At 59.0% G+C, this 20,124-nt stretch carries 16 protein-coding genes and 1 tRNA gene; 11 read left to right on the plus strand and 6 right to left on the minus strand.

Annotated features, from left to right (window positions below):
- Nucleotides 1-38: 38 nt before the first annotated feature.
- Nucleotides 39-1,913, minus strand: a complete 1,875-nt coding sequence (locus BDD14_RS20190) for a glycoside hydrolase family 2 protein (RefSeq protein ID WP_130420644.1) — start codon at nucleotides 1,911-1,913, stop codon at nucleotides 39-41.
- Between the two features lie 194 nt (nucleotides 1,914-2,107).
- Between BDD14_RS20190 and BDD14_RS20195 the strand changes: the two genes are divergently transcribed.
- From BDD14_RS20195 to BDD14_RS20210, 4 genes are all read left to right on the plus strand, one after another.
- The gene (locus tag BDD14_RS20195) at nucleotides 2,108-3,304 is read left to right on the plus strand and encodes a pyridoxal phosphate-dependent aminotransferase (RefSeq protein ID WP_130423411.1); all 1,197 of its coding nucleotides are present in this window, start codon (nucleotides 2,108-2,110) and stop codon (nucleotides 3,302-3,304) included.
- Between the two features lie 70 nt (nucleotides 3,305-3,374).
- Nucleotides 3,375-4,532, plus strand: coding sequence for a mannose-1-phosphate guanylyltransferase (locus BDD14_RS20200; RefSeq protein ID WP_130420646.1), 1,158 nt, complete (start codon nucleotides 3,375-3,377; stop codon nucleotides 4,530-4,532).
- Between the two features lie 110 nt (nucleotides 4,533-4,642).
- Complete coding sequence (locus tag BDD14_RS20205) at nucleotides 4,643-6,085, plus strand: phosphoglucomutase/phosphomannomutase family protein (protein WP_130420648.1); 1,443 nt, start codon at nucleotides 4,643-4,645, stop codon at nucleotides 6,083-6,085.
- Nucleotides 6,082-6,750 (plus strand): HAD family hydrolase, encoded by a 669-nt coding sequence (locus BDD14_RS20210; protein ID WP_130420650.1) that lies wholly within the window; start codon nucleotides 6,082-6,084, stop codon nucleotides 6,748-6,750. The genes BDD14_RS20205 and BDD14_RS20210 overlap by 4 nt, the downstream gene beginning before the upstream one ends.
- Here BDD14_RS20210 and kdsB read toward each other — a convergent pair.
- Complete coding sequence (gene kdsB, locus BDD14_RS20215; RefSeq protein ID WP_130420652.1) at nucleotides 6,747-7,580, minus strand: 3-deoxy-manno-octulosonate cytidylyltransferase; 834 nt, start codon at nucleotides 7,578-7,580, stop codon at nucleotides 6,747-6,749. The two genes, BDD14_RS20210 and kdsB, sit on opposite strands and share 4 nt — an antisense overlap.
- Nucleotide 7,581: 1 nt before the next feature.
- Between kdsB and BDD14_RS20220 the strand changes: the two genes are divergently transcribed.
- The 3 genes from BDD14_RS20220 to BDD14_RS20230 all read left to right on the plus strand — a co-directional run bounded on the left by BDD14_RS20220 (nucleotide 7,582) and on the right by BDD14_RS20230 (nucleotide 11,422).
- A tRNA-Met gene (locus BDD14_RS20220) sits at nucleotides 7,582-7,658 on the plus strand.
- Nucleotides 7,659-7,768: 110 nt separating this feature from the next.
- Nucleotides 7,769-9,001, plus strand: coding sequence for a S41 family peptidase (locus tag BDD14_RS20225; RefSeq protein WP_130420654.1), 1,233 nt, complete (start codon nucleotides 7,769-7,771; stop codon nucleotides 8,999-9,001).
- Nucleotides 9,002-9,094: 93 nt separating this feature from the next.
- Entirely contained in the window at nucleotides 9,095-11,422 is a 2,328-nt protein-coding gene (locus BDD14_RS20230) for a penicillin-binding protein 1A (protein ID WP_242618083.1), read from the plus strand.
- 30 nt (nucleotides 11,423-11,452) lie between these two features.
- On the opposite strand, the gene ribF is transcribed toward BDD14_RS20230, so the two are convergent.
- Genes ribF through ygfZ form a run of 4 tightly spaced genes read right to left on the minus strand, consistent with a single transcriptional unit; the run spans nucleotide 11,453 to nucleotide 14,939 of the window.
- Nucleotides 11,453-12,400, minus strand: coding sequence for a riboflavin biosynthesis protein RibF (ribF, locus tag BDD14_RS20235; RefSeq protein ID WP_130423415.1), 948 nt, complete (start codon nucleotides 12,398-12,400; stop codon nucleotides 11,453-11,455).
- A gap of 23 nt (nucleotides 12,401-12,423) precedes the next feature.
- Nucleotides 12,424-13,224, minus strand: a complete 801-nt coding sequence (locus BDD14_RS20240; protein WP_130420656.1) for an MBL fold metallo-hydrolase — start codon at nucleotides 13,222-13,224, stop codon at nucleotides 12,424-12,426.
- A 3-nt stretch (nucleotides 13,225-13,227) separates the two neighbouring features.
- Entirely contained in the window at nucleotides 13,228-13,851 is a 624-nt protein-coding gene (locus tag BDD14_RS20245; protein ID WP_130420658.1) for a DUF1844 domain-containing protein, read from the minus strand.
- A 2-nt stretch (nucleotides 13,852-13,853) separates the two neighbouring features.
- Complete coding sequence (gene ygfZ / locus BDD14_RS20250) at nucleotides 13,854-14,939, minus strand: CAF17-like 4Fe-4S cluster assembly/insertion protein YgfZ (RefSeq protein ID WP_130420660.1); 1,086 nt, start codon at nucleotides 14,937-14,939, stop codon at nucleotides 13,854-13,856.
- Nucleotides 14,940-15,060: 121 nt separating this feature from the next.
- Between ygfZ and BDD14_RS20255 the strand changes: the two genes are divergently transcribed.
- Genes BDD14_RS20255 through BDD14_RS20270 form a run of 4 tightly spaced genes read left to right on the plus strand, consistent with a single transcriptional unit; the run spans nucleotide 15,061 to nucleotide 20,090 of the window.
- Nucleotides 15,061-16,593: a hypothetical protein gene (locus tag BDD14_RS20255; protein ID WP_207231782.1), complete on the plus strand. Its 1,533-nt coding sequence runs from the start codon at nucleotides 15,061-15,063 to the stop codon at nucleotides 16,591-16,593.
- Between the two features lie 15 nt (nucleotides 16,594-16,608).
- Nucleotides 16,609-17,469, plus strand: a complete 861-nt coding sequence (gene mtnP, locus BDD14_RS20260; protein ID WP_130420662.1) for an S-methyl-5'-thioadenosine phosphorylase — start codon at nucleotides 16,609-16,611, stop codon at nucleotides 17,467-17,469.
- A gap of 46 nt (nucleotides 17,470-17,515) precedes the next feature.
- Nucleotides 17,516-18,460 (plus strand): PfkB family carbohydrate kinase, encoded by a 945-nt coding sequence (locus BDD14_RS20265; RefSeq protein ID WP_130420664.1) that lies wholly within the window; start codon nucleotides 17,516-17,518, stop codon nucleotides 18,458-18,460.
- Nucleotides 18,441-20,090: an ArnT family glycosyltransferase gene (locus BDD14_RS20270; protein WP_242618084.1), complete on the plus strand. Its 1,650-nt coding sequence runs from the start codon at nucleotides 18,441-18,443 to the stop codon at nucleotides 20,088-20,090. Before BDD14_RS20265 ends, BDD14_RS20270 begins: the two co-directional genes overlap by 20 nt.
- Nucleotides 20,091-20,124 lie beyond the last annotated feature (34 nt).

A 20,124-nucleotide genomic window follows, 5' to 3' on the forward strand; every position in this document is an offset into this window, starting at 1 on the left:
CCTTTGGGCTGCTCCTCTTTGTGTTGCTTGCTGCGCAGCTATTCGGCCTTGCCCACGGAGCGATCCTTGTAGGTCTTCTGGAAGAGGAGGAAGGCTTGCTTTTGCTTGCCATCTTCGGAGATGAGGCCCTTGCGGTTGAAGCCGTCCTGCAGCTTCGGGATGTTGCGGACGGGTGAGCGGAAGTCCATCAGAACCCAGGGAATCAGACCGCGTACCTGTGGGATCTTGTTGATCATGACGAACTGATGTTCGTAGACGTTGACCTGCTGCTCCTCGGCCCAGCGTTCGTTCTTGCCGCCGTGGACGCCAAATTTTGCTTCGGCGCCGAACTCTGAGAACAGAACGGGCTTTTGCGGGAAGGTCCACGTCATCGTGTCCGCATCCTCGGGGCGGCCTTCGTACCAGCCGATGTACTCGTTCTGGCCGATTACATCGAGCGCGTTGGTCAGGGGATCATCCTGAACCATCTGGTTGCCCTTCGGATGGGGTCCGATGAGGGCCGATGTGATGGGGCGGGTGGCGTCAAGCCGCCGCGCTTCGTTCGCAAGATCCGTCAGGAACTTTGTGCGTGTCGGGTTGTTAGGCGTCTCGTTCGATACCGACCAGAGGATCACGGACGCCTTGTTGCGGTCGCGCCGGATCATCTCGTTGAGCATGTTGACCGCTTTGGCATAGACCTCGGGCTTGTCGTAGGAGATGCGTTGCCAGATAGGGATCTCCGACCAGATCATGACGCCTTCGCGATCGGCCATCCGTTCCATGCGCTCGTCGTGAGGATAGTGGCACAGCCGCACGAAGTTGGCGTTGAGATCTTTCAGGAAGCCGAAGATATTCTTCACATCTTCATCGTTGTTCACGCGGCCCGTGCGGTAGGGGGCTTCGGCGTGCATGTTGGCGCCCTGCAGAAAGACGGACTTGCCGTTCAAAAGGATTCGAGTGCCATCGACGCGGATATCGCGAAAACCGATGTCGTCGGTCAGCGAGTCCTGCCCCGAGGAGAGCTGCACCTTGTAGAGCTTGGGTGTCTCGGGCGACCAAAGGCTGAGGTGACTGGCTTTTACTTCGAAGGCTGCGCGGCCGTTGGCGTCGGTCTTTGCCGTAGTATCGACGCCAGCTTCGCTCACCCTGACGGTGACGGCGGTTCCCGCAGGAGCGCCTTCGACATGGACGTATCCGGTGAGGGTATCCGCCGCTGCGGGCGAGAATGTGGTGTCGTGCCGGAGGTGGACGTCGTAGTCATCTATAAACTGCGTGGGCACCGTCACCAGCGAGACGTCACGATGGAGTCCCCCGTAGTTGAACCAGTCGATGCCGATGCCGGGAATGTCGTCGATGTGGCGGGTTGAATCCACCGCGATGACGACAAAATTACTGCCCGGTTTGAGGGCGGCGGTAACCTCGCAATCGAAAGGGGTGAATCCGCCCTCGTGATCGCAGATACGTTTCTGGTTCACCCAGACGAATGACTTATAGTTCGCTGCGCCGATGTGGAGAAAGGTTCGCGTGCCGGGCTTTGGCTGAAAGTCGAAGTCCCGCTGAAACCAGACGACGCCCTCGTAGCGAAACAAGGTGGGGTCCTGGGTGTTCCAGTCTCCCGGAATCTTCATCGTCGGTGCGGTTGCGAAGTCGTACTCTTCGTTGTGGGGGCCGCTGCTGATGTTCGGGTGAGTATTCAGGCCGTAGCCGTTGTCCCGAACCTTGCCTTCCAGGGTGTAGAGTCCCCTCGCTGGCGGCTGGTCCACGAGGTAGTGCCAGTCTCCGTTCAAGGAGGTTACGGTGCGATGATCGACGCCTACCAGGAGAGTCTTTAGGGGTTGCTGCGCGTGCGAGGCGAGGGGAATGCTGCAGGCAAGAGAGGCAATTGCAATGCGATAAAAGGAGCTTTTGTGCACGGAGAATGCAAGACGAATCATGTCCCACCTAACTCTTTCTTTTGGAATGTGAAACGGAGCGAACGGCCGACGTCGGCTATAGCCGTCGTGGCGAAGCGATTCAGGTGCTGTTTGCTTCGGCGGCAATCGTAACAGAATCAAACCAGGACCTGCTGCTAAGCCTCATTCCGTTCTCCCTGCTTTATCTCGGTGAGCAAATCTGCCACACTAGAGGCATGAGTACAGCGACGGCAACCAAGATCTTTGCGGACCGCATCGGCCGCATCGAAGTTTCGGCAACCATGGCGATTACCGCGGCGGCCCTGAAGTTGAAGTCCGAGGGTGTGAACCTGGCGGATTTTGGCGCGGGCGAACCGCACTTTTCGACTCCGCGGCACATTAAAGATGCTGCGATCGATGCGATCGAAAAGAACTTTACGCGTTATACGAACGTCGCTGGAATTCCGGAGATCCGAAAGGCGATCGTCGACCGGCACACTGCCGATTTTGGTTCGGCCTACACGCCGGAGGAGTGCGTCTTCACAACGGGCGGAAAGCTGGCGCTGTTCAATGCGATCCAGGTGCTGGTCGATCATGGCGATGAGGTGATTCTTCCGGTACCGTACTGGGTTTCATTCAAGGACATCATTCAGTACGCGGGCGGCGTGGTGGTTCCCGTCGAGACCAACGAGGCGGAGAACTTCCGCCTGACCGCCAAGATGATCGAGGCGGCGATTACGCCGAAGACCAAGGCGATTATTCTGAACACCCCGTCGAACCCGTCGGGAGCGGTGGTTTCGCCAGAGGACCTGGAGGCGATCGTCCGGCTGGCGCATCAGCGCGATATCTTCGTTCTGCTGGATGAGTGCTACGTCTACCTGAACTTTACGGGCAACATCGTCAGCGGTGGCAGCTTCAAGGACTGCAAGGAGCACGTGGTCGTTCTGGGTTCGCTGTCGAAGACCTACGCGATGACGGGATGGCGCGCAGGTTTTGCTCTTGGGCCCAAGGCGATTATCGCCGCGATGAGCAAGCTGCAGTCGCAGAGCACATCGAACACGGCCAGCATGGTGCAGCGGGCATCGATCGCCGCGGTGAGCGGATCGCAGGAGTGCGTGGCGGAGATGCGCGCCGACTACATCAAGCTGCGCGACCGCGTCCTGGAGGGCTTCAAGACGATCCCGGGGCTGACGTGTACGGTTCCCGAGGGCGCGTTCTATGTGTACCCGAATGTGAGGAACTTCCTGGGCAAGGGCGGGGCGACGTCGGCTACCGATCTTGCGGCGAAGCTGCTGAGCGAGGCGCACGTTGTTGTGGTTCCGGGCGAAGCGTTCGGGACGAAGGAGCACATCCGTTTGTCCTATGCGGTTTCGCATGATGTCGTGGATGAGGGTGTGAAGCGCATGCGGGAGTACTTTGCGTCGCTGGGGTAAAGGGTAGTTTCAGGAGAAGGGCCGCATCGGGAGAATCCCGTGCGGTCCTTTCCATTGAAATGAGGAAAGAATGGGTCTTGCTGGCGATCGGGCTGAGGAAGCGGAGATTCGATTTGCTCCGGTGATTCTTGCAGGTGGAAGCGGAACTCGGTTTTGGCCGCGAAGTCGTCGGTCGCATGCCAAGCAGGTGCTTGCTCTCGATGGTGAGCGGACGATGATCCAGCAGACCGTCGATCGTCTGCTGCCTGTCGCGTCAGCGGGCGACGTGTGGGTGATTACGAACGATCTGCTGAAAGAGGAGATCGTCCATCAGCTTCCCGCTGTCGTTTGTGAGCATATCTTGAGTGAGCCCGCGGCAAGGAATACCGCACCGGCGTGTGCGCTTGCGGCCTTTCTGCTGGAGAGGACCGAACCGGAGACGGTCCTTGGCATCTTCCCGTCGGATCATGTCGTGAAAGACGGAAAGAGGTTTGCGGAGATTGTAAAAGCCGGCGTGAAGCTGGCATCGAGCGGCGAGAAGATTGTCGTCCTTGGGGTTTCCGCTACGAAGGCCGAGACGGGATATGGGTACATTGAGTACGGAAATGTCGTCGAGAAGGTCAACGGTATCGACGTGCGCAGGGTAAAGAGATTTACGGAGAAGCCGCACAAGGCGCTGGCTGAGGCGTTCGTGGTGTCGGGAAACTATGCATGGAACAGCGGCATGTTTCTGTGGAGCGTAAAGACACTGGTGGGCGCGATTCGGGAACATAGCCCATCGATTGCGGTGCAGATGGAGAAGATCGCAGCGGCTTATGGGAAGCCGGAGTTTGAACAGGTTTTTGCAGAGGTTTACCCACTGTGCGAGAACATCTCGATCGACTATGCGGTCCTGGAACCCAGGTCGGCCAAAGGCGAAGAGGCCTCGGAGATCTACTGCCTCCCTGGAGATTTCTGCTGGAACGATCTTGGATGCTGGTCCGCACTGCATGAGCATGTGGCGGATTGCGGTCCGGAAGATCTGGCAAAGAAGAATATCTTCGACAAGACGAACCAGGCCTGCATCGACATCGATTCCCATGGTAACTACATCTACGCTCCCGGCAAGGCGGTTGCGCTTGTTGGCGTGAACGATCTGGTGGTGGTCGAGACCGAGGATGCACTGCTGATCACGACACGCGAGCGTTCGCAGGATGTCGGCAAGGTGGTGGCCGAACTGAAGCAGGCCGGGCGCGAGGATCTGGTGTAGTGGCTACGACCAGGAACGGCAGGCATAGCGTCACTGCGCGTTCCAATGGGAAAGTTGCGAAGACGAATTTACGATGTTTTGGAATCAGGAGCTCGTCGTAACGGATTTCTATGACAGAGACAAAAACAGTTGTGAAGTTTGGAACGGATGGCTGGCGCGGTGTGATCGCCGATGATTTTACCTATGCCAATGTTCGTGTAGCCGCAGCAGCGATTGCGAACTATGTCCTCGAACAGGAGAACGCGAAGGCCGGTGTCTGCATCGGGTGGGACACAAGGTTCGGCTCTCGATCGTTTGCCAGGGTGGTGGCCGAGGTGCTCGCGAAGGCCGGAGTTCCTGTGCAGATGGCAAGCGGGATTACCGCGACGCCAGCCTTGTCCTTTGCTGTACGGGAGAGAAAGGCTGCGGGCGGGGTCATGATCACGTCGAGCCATAATCCCGCGGAGTGGAACGGCGTGAAGTACAAGGCGAGCTATGGCGGGTCGGGAAAGCCTTCGATCATGGCGTCGATCGAGAGCTATCTCCTGGAGCCGGTTCCGCAGGACGGGAAGCCCGCGCCCATCGAAGAGGTTGACTTTGGGCCAGACTATCTTGCGGCGCTGGAAAAGTTTGTCGACCTGAAGGCGATCGAGGCAAGTGGATACAAGTTCCTGATTGATGTGATGTACGGCGCGGGACGCGGCGTTATCGCGGGGATCTTCTCCCGGGCGGGGATTCCGTTTGTCGAGATCCGCAACGAGATCAACCCTGCGTTTCCGGGAATCAACCCGGAGCCGATTCTGCCGCATATCAAGGCTACACAGGCTGCGGTGGTCGCGGAGAAGTGCGATGCGGGGTTGATTACGGATGGCGATGCGGACCGCATCGGCGCTGTCGATGAGCATGGCAACGTGGTTGATGCGCACCGGATTTTTTCCATCCTGCTGTGGTGGCTGCTGGAGCGCAAGAAGTGGCCGGGCGAGGTGACGCGTGCCTTCAACACAACGAAGATGATCGATCGCATCGCCGCGAAGTATGGCCGCGCGCTGAACGAGCATGGGATCGGGTTCAAGTATGTCGTAGACCTTATGCTCGAAAAAGAGATTCTGATTGGCGGCGAAGAATCGGGCGGTGTAGGAATCAGCCGGCATCTTCCGGAGCGCGATGGTCTATTGAACTCCCTGCTGCTGGCTAACGTGATGGCCGATGAGAAGAAGACGCTGGGTGAGCTGGTAGCGATGCTGCAGGCGGAGTTCGGCGTGCACGAGTATGGCCGGGTGGACATGCTCATTGATGAAGAGATCAAACAGTCGGCGATTGCGCGGGCGAAGGGCGGCCTCACGGAGCTGGCCGGGATGAAGGTGCTGCGCATGGAGACGCTCGATGGAATCAAGTTTTTCCTCGAGAACTCAGAGTGTGCAGGCAAACCCAAGGCTGCGGAGACGTGGCTGCTGCTGCGGACATCGGGCACGGAGCCTCTGCTTCGCGTGTACTGCGAGAGCTGCTCTACGGAGTCGGTGGCAAAGGTGCTTGAAGCTGCGCAATCGTTTGTGCTGAAGGGAGCTGGAGTTTGAGCGAAGCAGTTCGTGTGGAGACGAGGGGCCTGCTCTTCGATATGGATGGGGTGTTGGTGAGCTCGATCGGTTCCGTGGTGCGGTGCTGGAGGATCTGGGCGAAGAGGTACGATGTGCCGAATGCTGAGACCTACGAAGTTCCACATGGGATGCGAGCGATCGATATCATCCGGAGTCTTCGGCCGGATATCGATCCGCTGGAAGGCCTTCGCGAGATTGAAGACCTGGAGATCGCAGACACCTCGGACCTGAGGGTGCTTCCAGGAGCCAAGGAGTTGCTGGAGAGTCTTCCGCCAGAGCGATGGGCGATCGTAACGTCGGCGACACGGCGGCTGATGCTGGGACGGCTCGAAGTCGCTGGTCTGCCTGCTCCTGAACGGATTATCAGCGCCGACGATGTGGAGCGGGGGAAACCCGACCCAGAGCCTTATCGTCGTGGCGCAGCGCTGCTGGGTTGCCGGGCGGAGGAGTGTGTTGTGGTGGAGGATGCACCGTCTGGCGTGGGGGCGGGCAAGGCGGCTGGATCTCAAGTGTTAGGCGTGATTGGAACGCACACGCTGGCGCAGCTACACGACGCGGACTGGGTGGTGCGGTCGCTGGAGGGAGTTGCTGCAACTGCGCACGATCATGGCCTGGAGCTGCGTTTTGGTGCAGAGAAGCGCTAGCGCGACAGCAGGGACTCCACCAGGCGAAGATCTTCTTCGGTATCGACACCGATCGTGTCGAACGGAGTTGGCTCAACATAGAGGCTGACTCCGTTTTCGAGGAATCGCAGCTGCTCGAGGCGCTCTGTGTGTTCGAGCGTACTGGCTGGCAGCGCAGGGAAGCGCTGCAGTGCAGCCCTGCGATAGGCATAGAGGCCGATGTGCTTCCAGTACTGGGCGGGGTTGCCGTCGCGATTGTAGGGGATGGTGGCTCGGGAGAAGTAAAGCGCGCGGCCGTCTGCGGCGGTGACTACCTTGACGGCATTGGGGTTGTGAATGTTCTCGGGCGTGCAGAGGACCTTGAGAGTAGAGACCTCGACCTGAGGTTTGACGAAGGGCTGCAGCAGGGCGGTGAGGTGCTCGGGTTTGAGAAGGGGCTCGTCGCCCTGGATGTTGACGTAGATATCGGCGTCCACAACCTGGGAGATGGCATGGACGCGGTCGGTTCCGCTGGGCAGGGTGGGCGAGGTGAGCTGACATGGCCAGTGGTTCTCGCGGCAGAGCTCTGCGATCTCTTCGGAATCGGTAGCGACGAGAAGATCGTCGAGCTGGGGGCAGGCGCGAGCGGCATCCCAGACCCACGCGAGCATAGGCCGGCCAGCGATGGAGCGCAGGATCTTGCGCGGCAGGCGCGTGGAGGCGAGGCGGGCAGGGATGACCCCGACGACCCGTAAGGGATGGTCCTGGCTGGACTTTCCAGCCTGGGTGGAATCAAGTATGATGGAACCTGGCTGTGCCGCGGCGATTCTCCTCGAGTTGCGATGATTTTGGTGGGCGCGGTCTTCATGCATCGGCGGTGTAGCTCAGATGGTTAGAGCGACGGACTCATAACCCGTAGGTCGACAGTTCGATTCTGTCCACCGCCACCAAGAAGTTCCTGACCTATATCGCGGAATCTCCATACGAGAGTATCATTTCATTAGTGTGTTTCGTCTAACGCCTGATGGGTGATCCTCATCGCCCGGAGAGTTTTCTATCTATGCCGAAGATTTCGAAGATCCTTCTGCTTTCTGTTTCGGTGGTCCTGGTTCTGACCGTGTTCCTGGGCATGAACTCGAGCGGCGTGAGCGCGGCAACCGAGGATCAGGACGGTGCTTATCGCCAGATCAACGTGTACAGCGAAGTGCTGCGGCATATTCAGACGGACTACGTGGAAGAGCCGAACATTCCCACGGTAACGAACGGCGCTTTGCGCGGGTTGCTGGAGTCGCTCGATTCGGACTCGAGCTACCTTACGCCAGAGGATTACAAGACCTTCAAGGCAGATAAGGGCGGCAAGGCCCAGGTGGGAATCAATGTCTCCAAACGGTGGGGATATGCGACGGTCGTTTCGATCGTTCCAGGAAGCCCGGCCGACAAAGCGAACCTGAGTGACGGAGATATTATCGAGGCGATCGGGACACAGGACACCCGCGATATGTCGGTGGCGATGATCCGGATGATGATGGAGGGAGCGCCGGGAAGCGAATTGGCAATCTCCGTTGTTCGTCCGCGAAAGGCTGCCCCGGAGAAGATAACCATGACACGCGTGGTGACGAATATGCCACCTGTGGGTGAGACGATGTACGAGAACTCCTCGATTCTCTACCTGAAGCCGGGTGTGTTGGATCATGAACACGTCCAGCAGGTGGAGAGCAGGTTGAAGTCGATGCAGAAGGCAGGCAACAAGAAGATTCTTCTGGATCTGCGCGATGTCGCTGCGGGCGACAATGTTGAGGCAATGCGGATGGCGAATTTCCTGTTGAAGACGGGAACCATCGCTACGCTCGAAGGCCAGAAGGTAGAGAAGCAGACATTCACCGCCGAATCGTCGAAGGCAATCAACACGACCTCGCCTGTGGTGGTGCTCATAAACCGTGGAACGGCCGGTCCGGCAGAGATTGTTGCGGCAGCCTTGATGGATAACAAGCGGGCCGACCTGGTTGGCGAGAAGACATTTGGCGAGGGATCGCAGCAGAAGACCTTCGAGTTGCCGGACGGTGCTGCTCTGATCCTGTCGGTGGCAAAGTATGGGTCGCCTTCGGGTAAGAAACTCGAGGATGAGGGCGTAACGCCCGGGGTGATGGTTGCTTCCAATATCGACGACAATGCGCCTGTAGATGAGGATGCAGCAACACCGGAATCGCCGCAGCCTGAGACGAAGAAACCCAGTGTGTCGATAGACGAGCAGTTAAATAAGGCACTGGACCTGCTCAAGAGCAAAGCGGCCTGAGGCTTTTTCCGACTGAAAGTTGTGGCGATTCGATCTCTGTCTTCGAACCTGGGTTCTCGGCCCCGCGTGTCGATCATGCTATGGTGAAGGGCAGTGCCGAGCTTATTCAGACGCGAAGATGAGGTCGCGAAGGTTACGTCCCCGGAGCCATGGCATAGGCTTTTCCGGTGGCCTGAGTATCCGAGCCGCAGACGAGCCCGCCTTGTCACCTTCTACGTTCTTCTGGGACTCTCCGCCGTCTTCGGTGCGATGTGTGGGCTGATGCTGGTCTACTCGATTGACCTGCCAGAGGTGAACGACCTCACCCGATACAGACCAAATACGACGACGGAGCTGCTGGATGTGCATGGCCGTCCGTTTGGATCTTTCGCGCTGGAACGGCGAGTCGCGGTGCCATATTCTGAGTTTCCGCCGGTGTTGAAAGAGGCGATCCTTTCGATCGAGGACAAGAGCTTCGAGCGGAACTGGGGCGTGAATCTTGTGCGGGCGTTGGGCGCGGCCTACCGGGATCTTCACTCGCAGGGCAAGGCGCAGGGGGCGTCGACGCTTACGATGCAACTGGCCCGAAACCTCTTCCTGTCGAGCGAGAAGACCTATGGCCGAAAGTTCCAGGAGGTCATCCTTTCGATGCAGATCGAGAGGAGATTCACGAAGAACCAGATCTTCGAGCTGTATGCCAACCAGATTTACCTCGGGCGTGGAACCTATGGCTTCGAAGCGGGTTCGGAGTATTACTTCAACAAACATGTGCGGGATCTGACCCTGCCGGAAGCGGCCATGCTGGCTGGCCTGCCCAAGGGCCCGGAGTACTACTCGCCCGTGCGCTACCCGGAGCGTGCTCTGAGACGGCGCAACCTCGTGCTGAACGAGATGATGCAGGACGGCATGATAACTCGGGAGCAGGAGGAGAAGGCCAGGGCGGCTCCGTTGGGCCTGCACGTCGAGCCGCCAGCAAACAGTGTGGCACCCTACTTTGTAGAAGAGGTAAGGCGACAGCTCGAGAAGGAGTACGGCGTCGAAGAGGTCCACGGAGCAGGGTTACGGGTGTACACCACACTTGACCTTGACGCGCAGGCGGTCGCGAATAAAGCGGTTCTGGACGGAGCTGCAGCCTACGAACGGCGTGAGGGATGGAAGGGAAATCTACCGAACGTCGTGCTCTCCGGGCAGGATGTAGAGAGTTACAAGCACCCGGACTCGACCCAGCCGATCACCAAGGATACGTATATCCACGGTGTGGTGACTGCGGTTGAACCCAGACGGGTGACGGTAAAGCTGGGCACGCAGATTGCCATCATGACTCCCGAGGACTGGCAGTGGACGACATATGCGGAGGCCGACAGTTTTCTCCGCAACGGCGACCTGGTTTATCTGAAGATCGAGGGGCCAGGATTGGGGGGAACCTGGAAGGCGTCACTCCAGCAGGATTCTGGCGCGCAGGCAGCACTGATGGCAGTAGACAACGCGAGCGGAGAGGTTGTAGCAATGGTTGGGGGACGCGATTTCGCGTTGTCCCAGTTCAATCGCGCTACCCAGGCGAAGCGCCAGGTTGGCTCGTCGTTCAAGCCTTACGTGTACACGACCGCGATCGAAGCCGGCGCTAAGCCAACGGACATTATCGTCGACGGACCAACGACGTTCCCCACCCCCAACGGGCCCTATACGCCTCGTAACTACGAAGGCAATTACAAGGGGCCGATGTCGTTGCTGTATGCGTTTGCGGAATCACGAAACATACCTGCATTGAAGCTGGCATCGCACGCGGGTATCCGCAAGGTGATCGAGACGGCACACCGCTTCGGAATCACGAGCGAGATTCCACCGTTTCTGCCGGTAGCGCTTGGCTCCGCCGACATCACGCTCTACGAGCAGGTTGGAGCTTTCAGCGTCTTTCCGAACGATGGGATCCGCATTGCACCGCATTACATCCGCAAGGTCACGCAAGCCGACGGCCTTCCGCTTGACGAGAAGCCGACGGATGTACGCGAGGTGATTTCGGTGGAGACGGCGCGGACGATGATGGAGCTGCTGCAGGCGGTTGTCCATATGGGAACCGGAGCCAGGGCCTCGCAATTGAATCATCCCCTGGGAGGAAAAACCGGTACGACGAACAACTACACCGATGCGTGGTTCATCGGGTTTTCGCCATCGGTGACGTGCGGCACCTGGATTGGATACGACAATCGGCAGTCGCTTGGAGAGAAGGAGACCGGTGCGCGAGCGGCACTTCCAATCTGGATGGACTTTATGCGTGCCGAGATTGCGAATAAGCCCAACGAGGTATTTCCCGCCGAGGGAGCTCCGAAGAAGACATTGAATGTTGCAGTGAACAAGCCGGCGGCACAGATGAAGCCGGTTGAGTCCAAGGTATCTGACGATGAGGGTGATCGTGAGACTGCCGGAGGCTCCTCGCCGCACTGACGCCGCCTTCATGCGGTGATTTTTTTCCGTCTATGTTGCCAAGGCCTGACACAGGCTGAAGTAGCGCTGGGCCTTGTGTACATCGCGTCCAATCTGTTCGCGCAGGGCCTCGGGAGAGGGCCAGCGGATTTCGTCGCGCAGACGTTTGAGGAAGGCGAGTTGTAAAGGCGTCTGCTCCGTCAATTCGATGGGGTGGAAGTTGAGCAGGTGAGACTCGATGGTGAAGGAGTCTTCTCCAAAGGTAGGACGATTGCCGACGTTGGTGACGGCATTGAATCGCTCGCCGGCGACGGTAAGGGTCGTGATGTAGACGCCTACGGCAGGAATGAGCTGCGGGTAGGGAGCAAGGTTGATCGTGGGAACGGTGTAGCGAGTGCCGTAGCCACGGCCCGGGGCTGGCGTGCTGGTGATGGAAAAAGGTCGGCCGAGAAGAGCGCGCGCGTGGCTCACGTTGCCTGCAGCGATGAGCTGACGGATGCGGCTGGAGGAGACAGCATTTCCGCGCAGCGCGCGAGGCGAGTAGATGGAGACACGGAAGCCGAGTTCGTGTCCGAGGGCTTCGAGCGATTCGACCCCGGCTTCGGCACGGTAGCCGAAACGAAAGTTCTCTCCTTCGTGCAGCTCGATGACGGAAAGTCGTTCCTTGAGAACATCCGTCGCGAAGGCTCGGGCACTGGTGTGGGACAGCTCCCTCGTAAAGGGAAGAACGAGCGTGGCATCGATGCCGGTGGCGGAGATGAGCTCGAGTTTTTGTGAGAGAGGAGTAATGAGGGGCAGTCCGGTCTCGGGCCGAAGCACGTGGGCGGGATGTGGGTCGAAGGTAATGGCGAGCGATCGGGCACCAAGCGCGCGGGCGCGGGCGATGACCTCATGGATGACCCACTGGTGACCGCGATGAACTCCATCGAAGTTGCCGATCGTGGCAACGGTGGGGCGGAAGGAAGCTGGAAGTTCAGAAAGAGAACGGAAGATCTGCATGCGTCTCATGGTCATACTCGGCATCAGGCGATCTCGAAGGTGAGTTTAAGACCATCGTAGGCGAGACGGACATGGGACGGGAGCTCAGCCTCTGTCGCAGCGTGCTCGAGGTCGTGGCTGATGTGGGTGAAAAACGCCCGGCGCGGCTTCAGCTGCTCGACAAAGGCGAGGGAACGCTCAAGATGAGAGTGGCTGGGGTGTGGCTGACGGCGTAGTGCATCGAGGATGAGGATGTCTAGGTTCTGCAGGAGGGGGATGCTTTCGGCTGGGATGTCGCTCATATCGGTGAGATAGGCGGCGGAGCCGAAGCGATAGCCAGTGATGGTCTCGATTCCGTGAGTGACGGGAATTCTCTGAAAGCAGGCGCCGAAGAGATCGAAGCCCGCGCCAGGAGCTTCATCGATGCGATGGATTTGGACCCGAGCACTGGTGGGATAGCGATCTTTGGAGCGGAACGTGTAATCGAAGATGCGCTCGATAGTGCTCGCAGTCTCGTCGTCGGCGTAAAGAGGAAGGCCGCCGGGAAGCTGAAAACTGAGGGGGCGCAGATCGTCGAAGCCAAGGATGTGATCGGCGTGGCCATGGGTGTAGAGCACAGCATCGGCGTGGCGGATGTTTTCGCGAATTGCCTGGGCGTGAAAGTCCGGACCGGTATCGACAAGAACGAGATGATGGTTGTACGCGAGGCGCAGCGATGGCCGCGTACGCCGGTTACGGGCATCGCCGTCAGGCGAAACCGCAGAGACGCAAACGGCGCAGTCGCACCCCAGCGTCGGGACGCCCATTGACGTGCCGGTACCGAGGAAGGTGAGTGTCGCCTCCATTCGTTAACGGACGATGCTCGGCTTTCTGGGAGTGGGGTTCGGGCCGCTCTTGGCTGCTGCGGAACGGGCCAGTGCCTGCGTGATCTCGAGGAATCCCATGCGCACCTCAAAGAGCGCGCTTTCGAGAAGGCGTTGCTCCGAGGGCGTGAGGTTCCCCTTTGTCTTTTCGGCGAGAATGCCGAGCATATCGATGCTCTGACGCGCGCCCATCAGGTCGACCTGGGGCTGCTGGCCTTCAGGGGTTGCACCGCCGAGCTGAACGATGGTCGTCATGTAGATGGATTGCACGAGCGTCTCGAAGTTCATCGCCGGCGGATGATCGGCGCCGGGATTTGCGGCACGGATGGCGGTATCGAGACGCTCGGAGGTGGCCTCGTAGGCGGCGCGGGACTGCTCGATCTGTTCAGGGGTCGGCCCAGGCAGGAGGTCGTCGTCCCGCAACTCGTCCTCGGACGTCGCGTCGGTGGCGGCTTTGGCTACGCTGGACTGGACCTCTACGGGCTCCGCTGTCTGAGCCGTCTCGCGCTCGTCGGTCTCCGGCGAGGGGTCCGCATCAGGGCGAAGCTCCCCATCAAGGTTGAACTTCCGGCGATCCGTGACGACGAAGGGCTTATTTTGTTCGGACATGATTAGTCTCTCTTTGAAGAATCAGGTGCGGGGGACGGCAACTCGGTCGCCGTCGCGAAAAAAGGGGATGAGATGGGATGGGCGATTCCGCCCGGGAATTGCAGGCGATCGTTGCGATCGAGCGCCTCGCGGCGGACGTAGCCGAGAGCAAGTTGAAGGCTGGATCCATGGCTGCCGGAGATGGGGATAGCCGCGGCGCTGGTGAGCTCGCCGACCTGTTTTCCTCCCGATTCCACAGGCGCGCTGGATTCAGGGAGAGTACCCTCCAGGACAAAGGCGGTGAACGTGCGGTGAACGCTGCCGCGGGAGCGGATGCGCTCGACGATCTCCTGGCCGAGATAGCAGCCTTTGTTGAAGTGCATGGCGCGAGCTTGATTCGTCTCCTGTGGGAGATCGCGGTCGCGAATGTCGGTGCCGAAGAGAGGCGTTCCTTCCAGAATGCGAAGCCAGTCGAGCGTAGTGAGATCGCAGGCCGTTGCGCCCAGATCTTCGAGGGCCTTTCGAACGGCCTCGACCGTATCAGCTCGTTCCGCCCAGAGCTCGTAGCGCGGAACGAGAGGGCTATGGGCGCGAAGGATCATTACGGGTGCGGAGTTCCACAATTCCTCGCGTGTCTCGAACTCCTTCAGTGCCTCCGCAGGCAGGCCGAGTTTGGCGAGCAGCGATGGAGCTTCAGGACCGATGACGCTCAAACCGTAGCGTGAGTCGCTGATGTCGGCGAGTTCAACGTCATCCATGATGATGTAGTGGTCGAGGTAGGGTATCAGGGTTGCGGTCTGCGGGCGGCTGGTTTCGATGAGAAGGGCGTCAGACGAGGCAAAGATATTGCCATCGCCCTGAATCCTGCCCTGGGCATTGAGGAAGAAGTTGTAGGCTCCGGAGCCTACCGCTAAATCCTGAACGGAGTTGGTGGCCATGCCGTTGAGCCAGCGAACGCGATCTGATCCCGTAACGCGAATCCAACCCGTCTTTTCGAGGGGGGTGATGCCTACCCCGGACAAGAGGGCATTGAGCTGCGGATGGGAGCCGGAGGCCGGGACGCCGGGGGGAACAGCTGAAGGCGGGTTGGAGGTGGCTGCCGGTGTCATAAGCTTCATCGGACGACGACGCGAGCGAACTCTGCGTACACTTGATTATAGCGGTCGGATGGAGAGGCAGGGTTTGCAGCGAAGGATGGATGTGACGAGGGTGGGGAGAATAGAGCGGTGGGTGGCAGGCGCTGTTTTGCTGGCGGGCTGCACGGTGGCCGGCTGGTCTCAGGTACCAGCGCAGAACAACGGGGAGGCTGACAAACCACCCGCTCCCATGACGAAAGAGCAGGCGAAGGAGCTGTTTCGCTCGGTCGATCAGATTTTGAAGTTCGTCAGCTCAGATACGGGGCTTCCAGTTCAACACAGCGTAAAGCGCAAACTGATCTCTCGCGAAGAAGTCAACAAGTACCTGAAGAAGAAGTTCGATGAAGACGAGAGCACGCGAAGGATGCAGCGATCGGAGCTGGTGCTGAAGAAGTTCGGGCTGCTGGATCGCGACTTCCATCTGCGGCCGTTCCTGCTTTCGCTGCTGACGGAGCAGATTGCGGGCTTCTATGACAACAAAACCAAGACGGTGAATCTGTTGGATTGGATTGAGCCGGACGAGCAGAAACCTGTGTTGGCCCATGAGCTGACACATGCCTTGCAGGACCAGAAGGTAGACCTGACGAAGTGGTCGGATGTGAGCCTCGAAGGCGTCTCCCGCACTGTGCAGGACGACAATCGTCATCTACAGGTCGACGAGGCAGATACCGCTCGTGAGGCGATTGCCGAGGGCCAGGCGATGGCAACGTTTATCGACTACACGCTGCAACCTTCCGGCAAAACGCTGGCGGATGCCCCGGCGGAGATGATGTCCCGGCTGAAGGGCTTGGTGAGCGACACAACCGGCTCACCTGTGCTGGCGCGAGCCCCTCTCCTGCTGCAGGAGTCGCTTCTGTTTCCTTATAGCGATGGGCTGAACTTCGAGCATGCCGTGCTGGTGAAGGGCGGCAGGGACGCAGCCTTCGCCGGTGTGCTCGCAAATCCTCCCTCGTCCAGCTCCGAGATTCTGCATCCGGATCAATACATGGCTCATACTCCGGTACCAGTCCTGCGGATGCCGGATATTCATCCTCTGCTGGACGCCGCATGGGAGCCGTATGACCTGGGGGTGATAGGTGAGCTGGATGTGCGAATCCTGGCGGAGCTTTTCGGCGGCCGCGAGCTCTCCGAAGGCCTCACACCCGCGTGGAACGGCGGCATCTATTATGCGGCGCAGCGAAAGGCCGCGACGCCAGCGGAGAAGGAGACGACGGCTTCGCTCGGTCTGCTGTACTACTCGCGCTGGAAAAATACCGATTCAGCGAGCACGTTTCTGCGAATCTACAGCGCACAGATTGCGAGGAAGTACTCGAACGTGGTTCGGCGGCAGAAGGACGAAGTTGGAGACGGGGAGCAGGTCTATTCGACCAGCGAGGGCGATGTCCTGCTCTCGATCTCCGACTCCAGCGTCTTCGTAAGCGAGGGATTCGACTTGGCGCTGGCACGCAAGCTTCGGGACAGCATTGCGGATGTGCAGGCGAACGGGCCTGTGCGCCTGGCCCAGGGAGTGAGTAATGAGCCTGCGCTCTCGCTGTCGCGTCTGCTGGGATCGTACGGCGTAGTGAAGCCAGCCCTCTTCGACCGGTATACTTCCGAAGGGCACTCTCAATTCAAGCCCGCGCACTGACACAGGAGACGGTAATTGAAGAAGGCTGAGATTGGAATCATTGGCGGCAGCGGACTATACGCTATGCCGGGTCTGACGGATGTTCGTGAAGAGAGGGTGACGACTCCGTTCGGCGATCCGTCGGATGCCTTCGTTCTGGGAGAACTGGAAGGGCGCAAGGTGGCGTTTCTCGCTCGACATGGACGTGGACATCGCCTGCTGCCCACCGAGTTGAACTTTCGCGCCAATATCTACGCGATGAAGATGCTCGGAGTGGAGCGAATTCTTTCGGTTTCAGCGGTGGGCTCGCTCAAGGAAGAGCACAAGCCTACGGATTTCGTGATGCCGGACCAATTTATCGACCGCACCTTTGCGCGCGAGTCGACCTTCTTCGGTGAGGGCATTGTCGCGCATGTCGCCTTCGGCGATCCGGTTTGTGCCACGATTTCTTCTACCTTTCAGAAGGCGTGCGACACGGTCGGCGTTGTAGGGAAAAGCGGCGGGACCTATGTGTGCATGGAGGGACCGCAGTTTTCGACTCGTGCGGAATCGAACCTCTATCGCAGCTGGGGGGCCGATGTGATCGGAATGACGAACCTGCAGGAGGCCAAGCTGGCTCGCGAGGCGGAGATCTGCTATGCGACCATGGCGATGGTCACCGATTACGATTGCTGGCGCGAGGGCCACGATGATGTGACCGTCGATCAGATCGTCGCCGTCATGCATCAGAATTCGTCGAACGCCGAGAAAGTTGTTCGCGTAGCGATTGCGGCGATGCCGACGGAGAAGGCCTGCGCATGTGGCAATGCGCTCAAGTATGCGATTCTGACGGATCGCAAAGCGATTCCTGCTGAGACACGGCAGAAGCTGGCGCTGCTGCTGGATAAATATCTGTAGGGAACATGTGCACACTTTGTTTCACCTTGGTTGAGAAAGAGGATTAATGTCCATACTTGTCGTAGGTTCGGTCGCGTTTGACAGCATTCAGACTCCCAGTGGCTCGGTAGAGAACTGCCTCGGAGGTGCTGCGACCCACTTCGCCCTTGCTGCCAGCTATTTCACCGATGTTCGTGTGATCGCGGTCGTTGGCAAAGACTTTACCGAAGAGCATGAGGCTGTATTCACACGGCGCGGCATTGATACGCGCGGCATCGAGCACGCGGATGGTCTGAGCTTTCACTGGACCGGATCGTACGTGAACAATCTGAACGAGGCCCAGACCCTGGGAACGGATCTGAATGTTTTTCAAACGTTCGAGCCGAAGATTCCCGAGTCCTACAAAGACAGCGAGTACCTGTTTCTAGCGAACATCGATCCGGTGCTCCAGGGCCGCGTCCGTAGCCAGATGTCGAACGTGCGGATGGTCTGCGGCGACACGATGAATTACTGGATCGCAGACCATGCAGCGAACCTGGCAAAGGTATTGCGCGAACTGGATGTGTTGCTGATCAACGACGGCGAAGTGCGCATGCTGGCTGGAGATCGGAATCTCGTCGTTGCGGCGAACAAGGTGCTGACGATGGGCCCGAAGACGTTGATCGTCAAGCATGGCGAATATGGAGCCACAGCCTTTTTCGGCGACCGCTCGTTTGGTTCTGGAATCAGGGCAGTCCATCCCTTCCGTGCGCCTGCGCTTCCACTCGCTGAGGTCGTCGATCCGACCGGTGCTGGCGATTCCTTCGCCGGAGGGTTTTATGGATATCTCGCTTCGCAGCCGGAACTGACGCCGGCGGTCTTCCGCGCGGCGATGTTCTACGGCGGCGTCATGGGATCCTTCGCGGTAGAGCGCTTTGGAACGGAGCGCCTGCAGGATGTAACCCGCGAGGAGATCGACGAGCGATTCAAGCTGTTCAAGGAGATCTCGCACCTTGAGTACTCGAGCTCGTAAGCGGAATCTTCGCGGACAAACGGCAGAACGCCCAGCGGCGCTGAGCTTCGAGGTGCGTCCTGCCAAGCGCGAAGAGACCATGCCGGTCGCCATCGCTGCGGTAGCGTTTGCGTTTATCGCCCTGATCGTTTGCATGGGCCGCAACTATCTTCTGCTCTATGGCGATGCGGTGGCTCACCTGGGCATCGCTCGCCGAATTTTCGACACGCGAAATCCAGGGCTGATCCAGCTTGGAGGAGTGTGGCTCCCGCTGCCGCATCTGCTGATGCTTCCGTTCGTCCAGAAGATGGAGTGGTGGCAGAACGGGCTTGCCGGGGCATGGCCGTCGTTGTTGTCGTATGTGCTGAGTGCCGCTGGTTTGTATCGGCTGGCGAGACGGATGGTAGCGCCGCAATGGGCTTTGGTGGCGACCGCCTTCTATGCTCTCAATCCCAATCTTCTGTACTTGTCGACCACGGCGATGACGGAGCCGCTGTTTCTGGCGATCGTTATCTGGACGACCTTGCTGGCGATGGAGTGCCTAGCCGCCATCCGAGATGCCCGGGTGACTGCAGTGAATGGCCGGCTGATCGGTCTCGGCGTGCTGATTCTTGCAGCCGTCCTCACCCGATACGATGGCTGGATCTTCGGTGCGGCGGTGTGGAGTGTCGTGGCGTGGAAGCTCTTTCGTGCGGAAAGAGTTCGGCCTCGTGTCACTGTATGCTTTGCCATTTTTACTTTTCTTTCGATTGCCGGCCCCGTTGCGTGGCTTGCTTATAACCAGCATTTCTTTCACGATCCGCTGGACTTTATGCGGGGACCATACTCGGCCTTAGCGATCGAGCGCCGAACTGCAACCTCGGGCTCTCCTCATCCGGGATGGCACAATCCGGTGTGGGCTGCAGTGCTCTATCTGCGAACGTCGCAACTGGATGCCGCGGCATGGCAGACAGGTTTTGCCGTTCTAGCGCTGGTGTTGGCTGGTCTCTTCATCGTGGTCCGACGCCGGCTGGACCTGATCTCTACACTCCTCTGGATCCCGCTCCCCTTCTACATCTATTCCATCTCGTATGGGTCAATTCCGATCTTTATCCCTCCGCTGTTCCCGCATTCGTACTACAACTCGCGATATGGAATGGAGATGCTGCCCGCATTCGCCATCTTCGCCTGCGTGGCTCTGGGATGGCTGCAGCAGCGCTGGGCAGCTTCGCAGCCCTTGCTGGTGCGCTTGATGCCGCCCGTTGCGTTGCTGCTCATCGCAATCAATGCGGTTGCAATGATGTATCGAGTTCCGCTAGTCCTTAAGGAAGCGATGGTGAATTCCACGACACGCATCGCATTCGAGCAGGCGATTGCGAACGAGTTGAAGACATTCCCATCCGGTGTACCGATCCTGATGTACAACTCCGACCACGTCGGTGCGTTGCAACGCGCTGGTATCCCGTTGAAGCAGACCTTGAGCGAGACGGACTATGACAGCTGGAAGGCTGCCCTGGCGGATCCCGCGAAGCATGCCGCCTATGTGGTTGCGATTGCGGGTGACCCGGTCTCTGCTGCGGTCGCTGCACATCCACAGGGCCTGACGGAGTTAGTTGTGTTGTGTACCACCGGCCAATCCTGCGCGCGCGTATATCGGTCTTCGAATTTTTGAGACCAATCAGGTTGTCGTCTTCAACGAAGTTGAG

This window comes from Edaphobacter modestus, from assembly GCF_004217555.1.
Taxonomy (GTDB): domain Bacteria; phylum Acidobacteriota; class Terriglobia; order Terriglobales; family Acidobacteriaceae; genus Edaphobacter; species Edaphobacter modestus.

Excerpts from the sequence above, each read along its gene's own strand:
- BDD14_RS20240 (WP_130420656.1), bottom strand. The coding sequence starts at position 13,224 with ATGGAGGCGACACTCACCTTCCTCGGTACCGGCACGTCAATGGGCGTC.
- kdsB (WP_130420652.1), bottom strand. The coding sequence starts at position 7,580 with ATGCATGAAGACCGCGCCCACCAAAATCATCGCAACTCGAGGAGAATC.
- BDD14_RS20265 (WP_130420664.1), top strand. The coding sequence starts at position 17,516 with ATGTCCATACTTGTCGTAGGTTCGGTCGCGTTTGACAGCATTCAGACT.
- ygfZ (WP_130420660.1), bottom strand. The coding sequence starts at position 14,939 with ATGACACCGGCAGCCACCTCCAACCCGCCTTCAGCTGTTCCCCCCGGC.
- BDD14_RS20225 (WP_130420654.1), top strand. The coding sequence starts at position 7,769 with ATGCCGAAGATTTCGAAGATCCTTCTGCTTTCTGTTTCGGTGGTCCTG.
- ribF (WP_130423415.1), bottom strand. The coding sequence starts at position 12,400 with ATGCAGATCTTCCGTTCTCTTTCTGAACTTCCAGCTTCCTTCCGCCCC.
- BDD14_RS20200 (WP_130420646.1), top strand. The coding sequence starts at position 3,375 with ATGGGTCTTGCTGGCGATCGGGCTGAGGAAGCGGAGATTCGATTTGCT.
- BDD14_RS20205 (WP_130420648.1), top strand. The coding sequence starts at position 4,643 with ATGACAGAGACAAAAACAGTTGTGAAGTTTGGAACGGATGGCTGGCGC.
- BDD14_RS20195 (WP_130423411.1), top strand. The coding sequence starts at position 2,108 with ATGAGTACAGCGACGGCAACCAAGATCTTTGCGGACCGCATCGGCCGC.
- BDD14_RS20190 (WP_130420644.1), bottom strand. The coding sequence starts at position 1,913 with ATGATTCGTCTTGCATTCTCCGTGCACAAAAGCTCCTTTTATCGCATT.
- BDD14_RS20245 (WP_130420658.1), bottom strand. The coding sequence starts at position 13,851 with ATGTCCGAACAAAATAAGCCCTTCGTCGTCACGGATCGCCGGAAGTTC.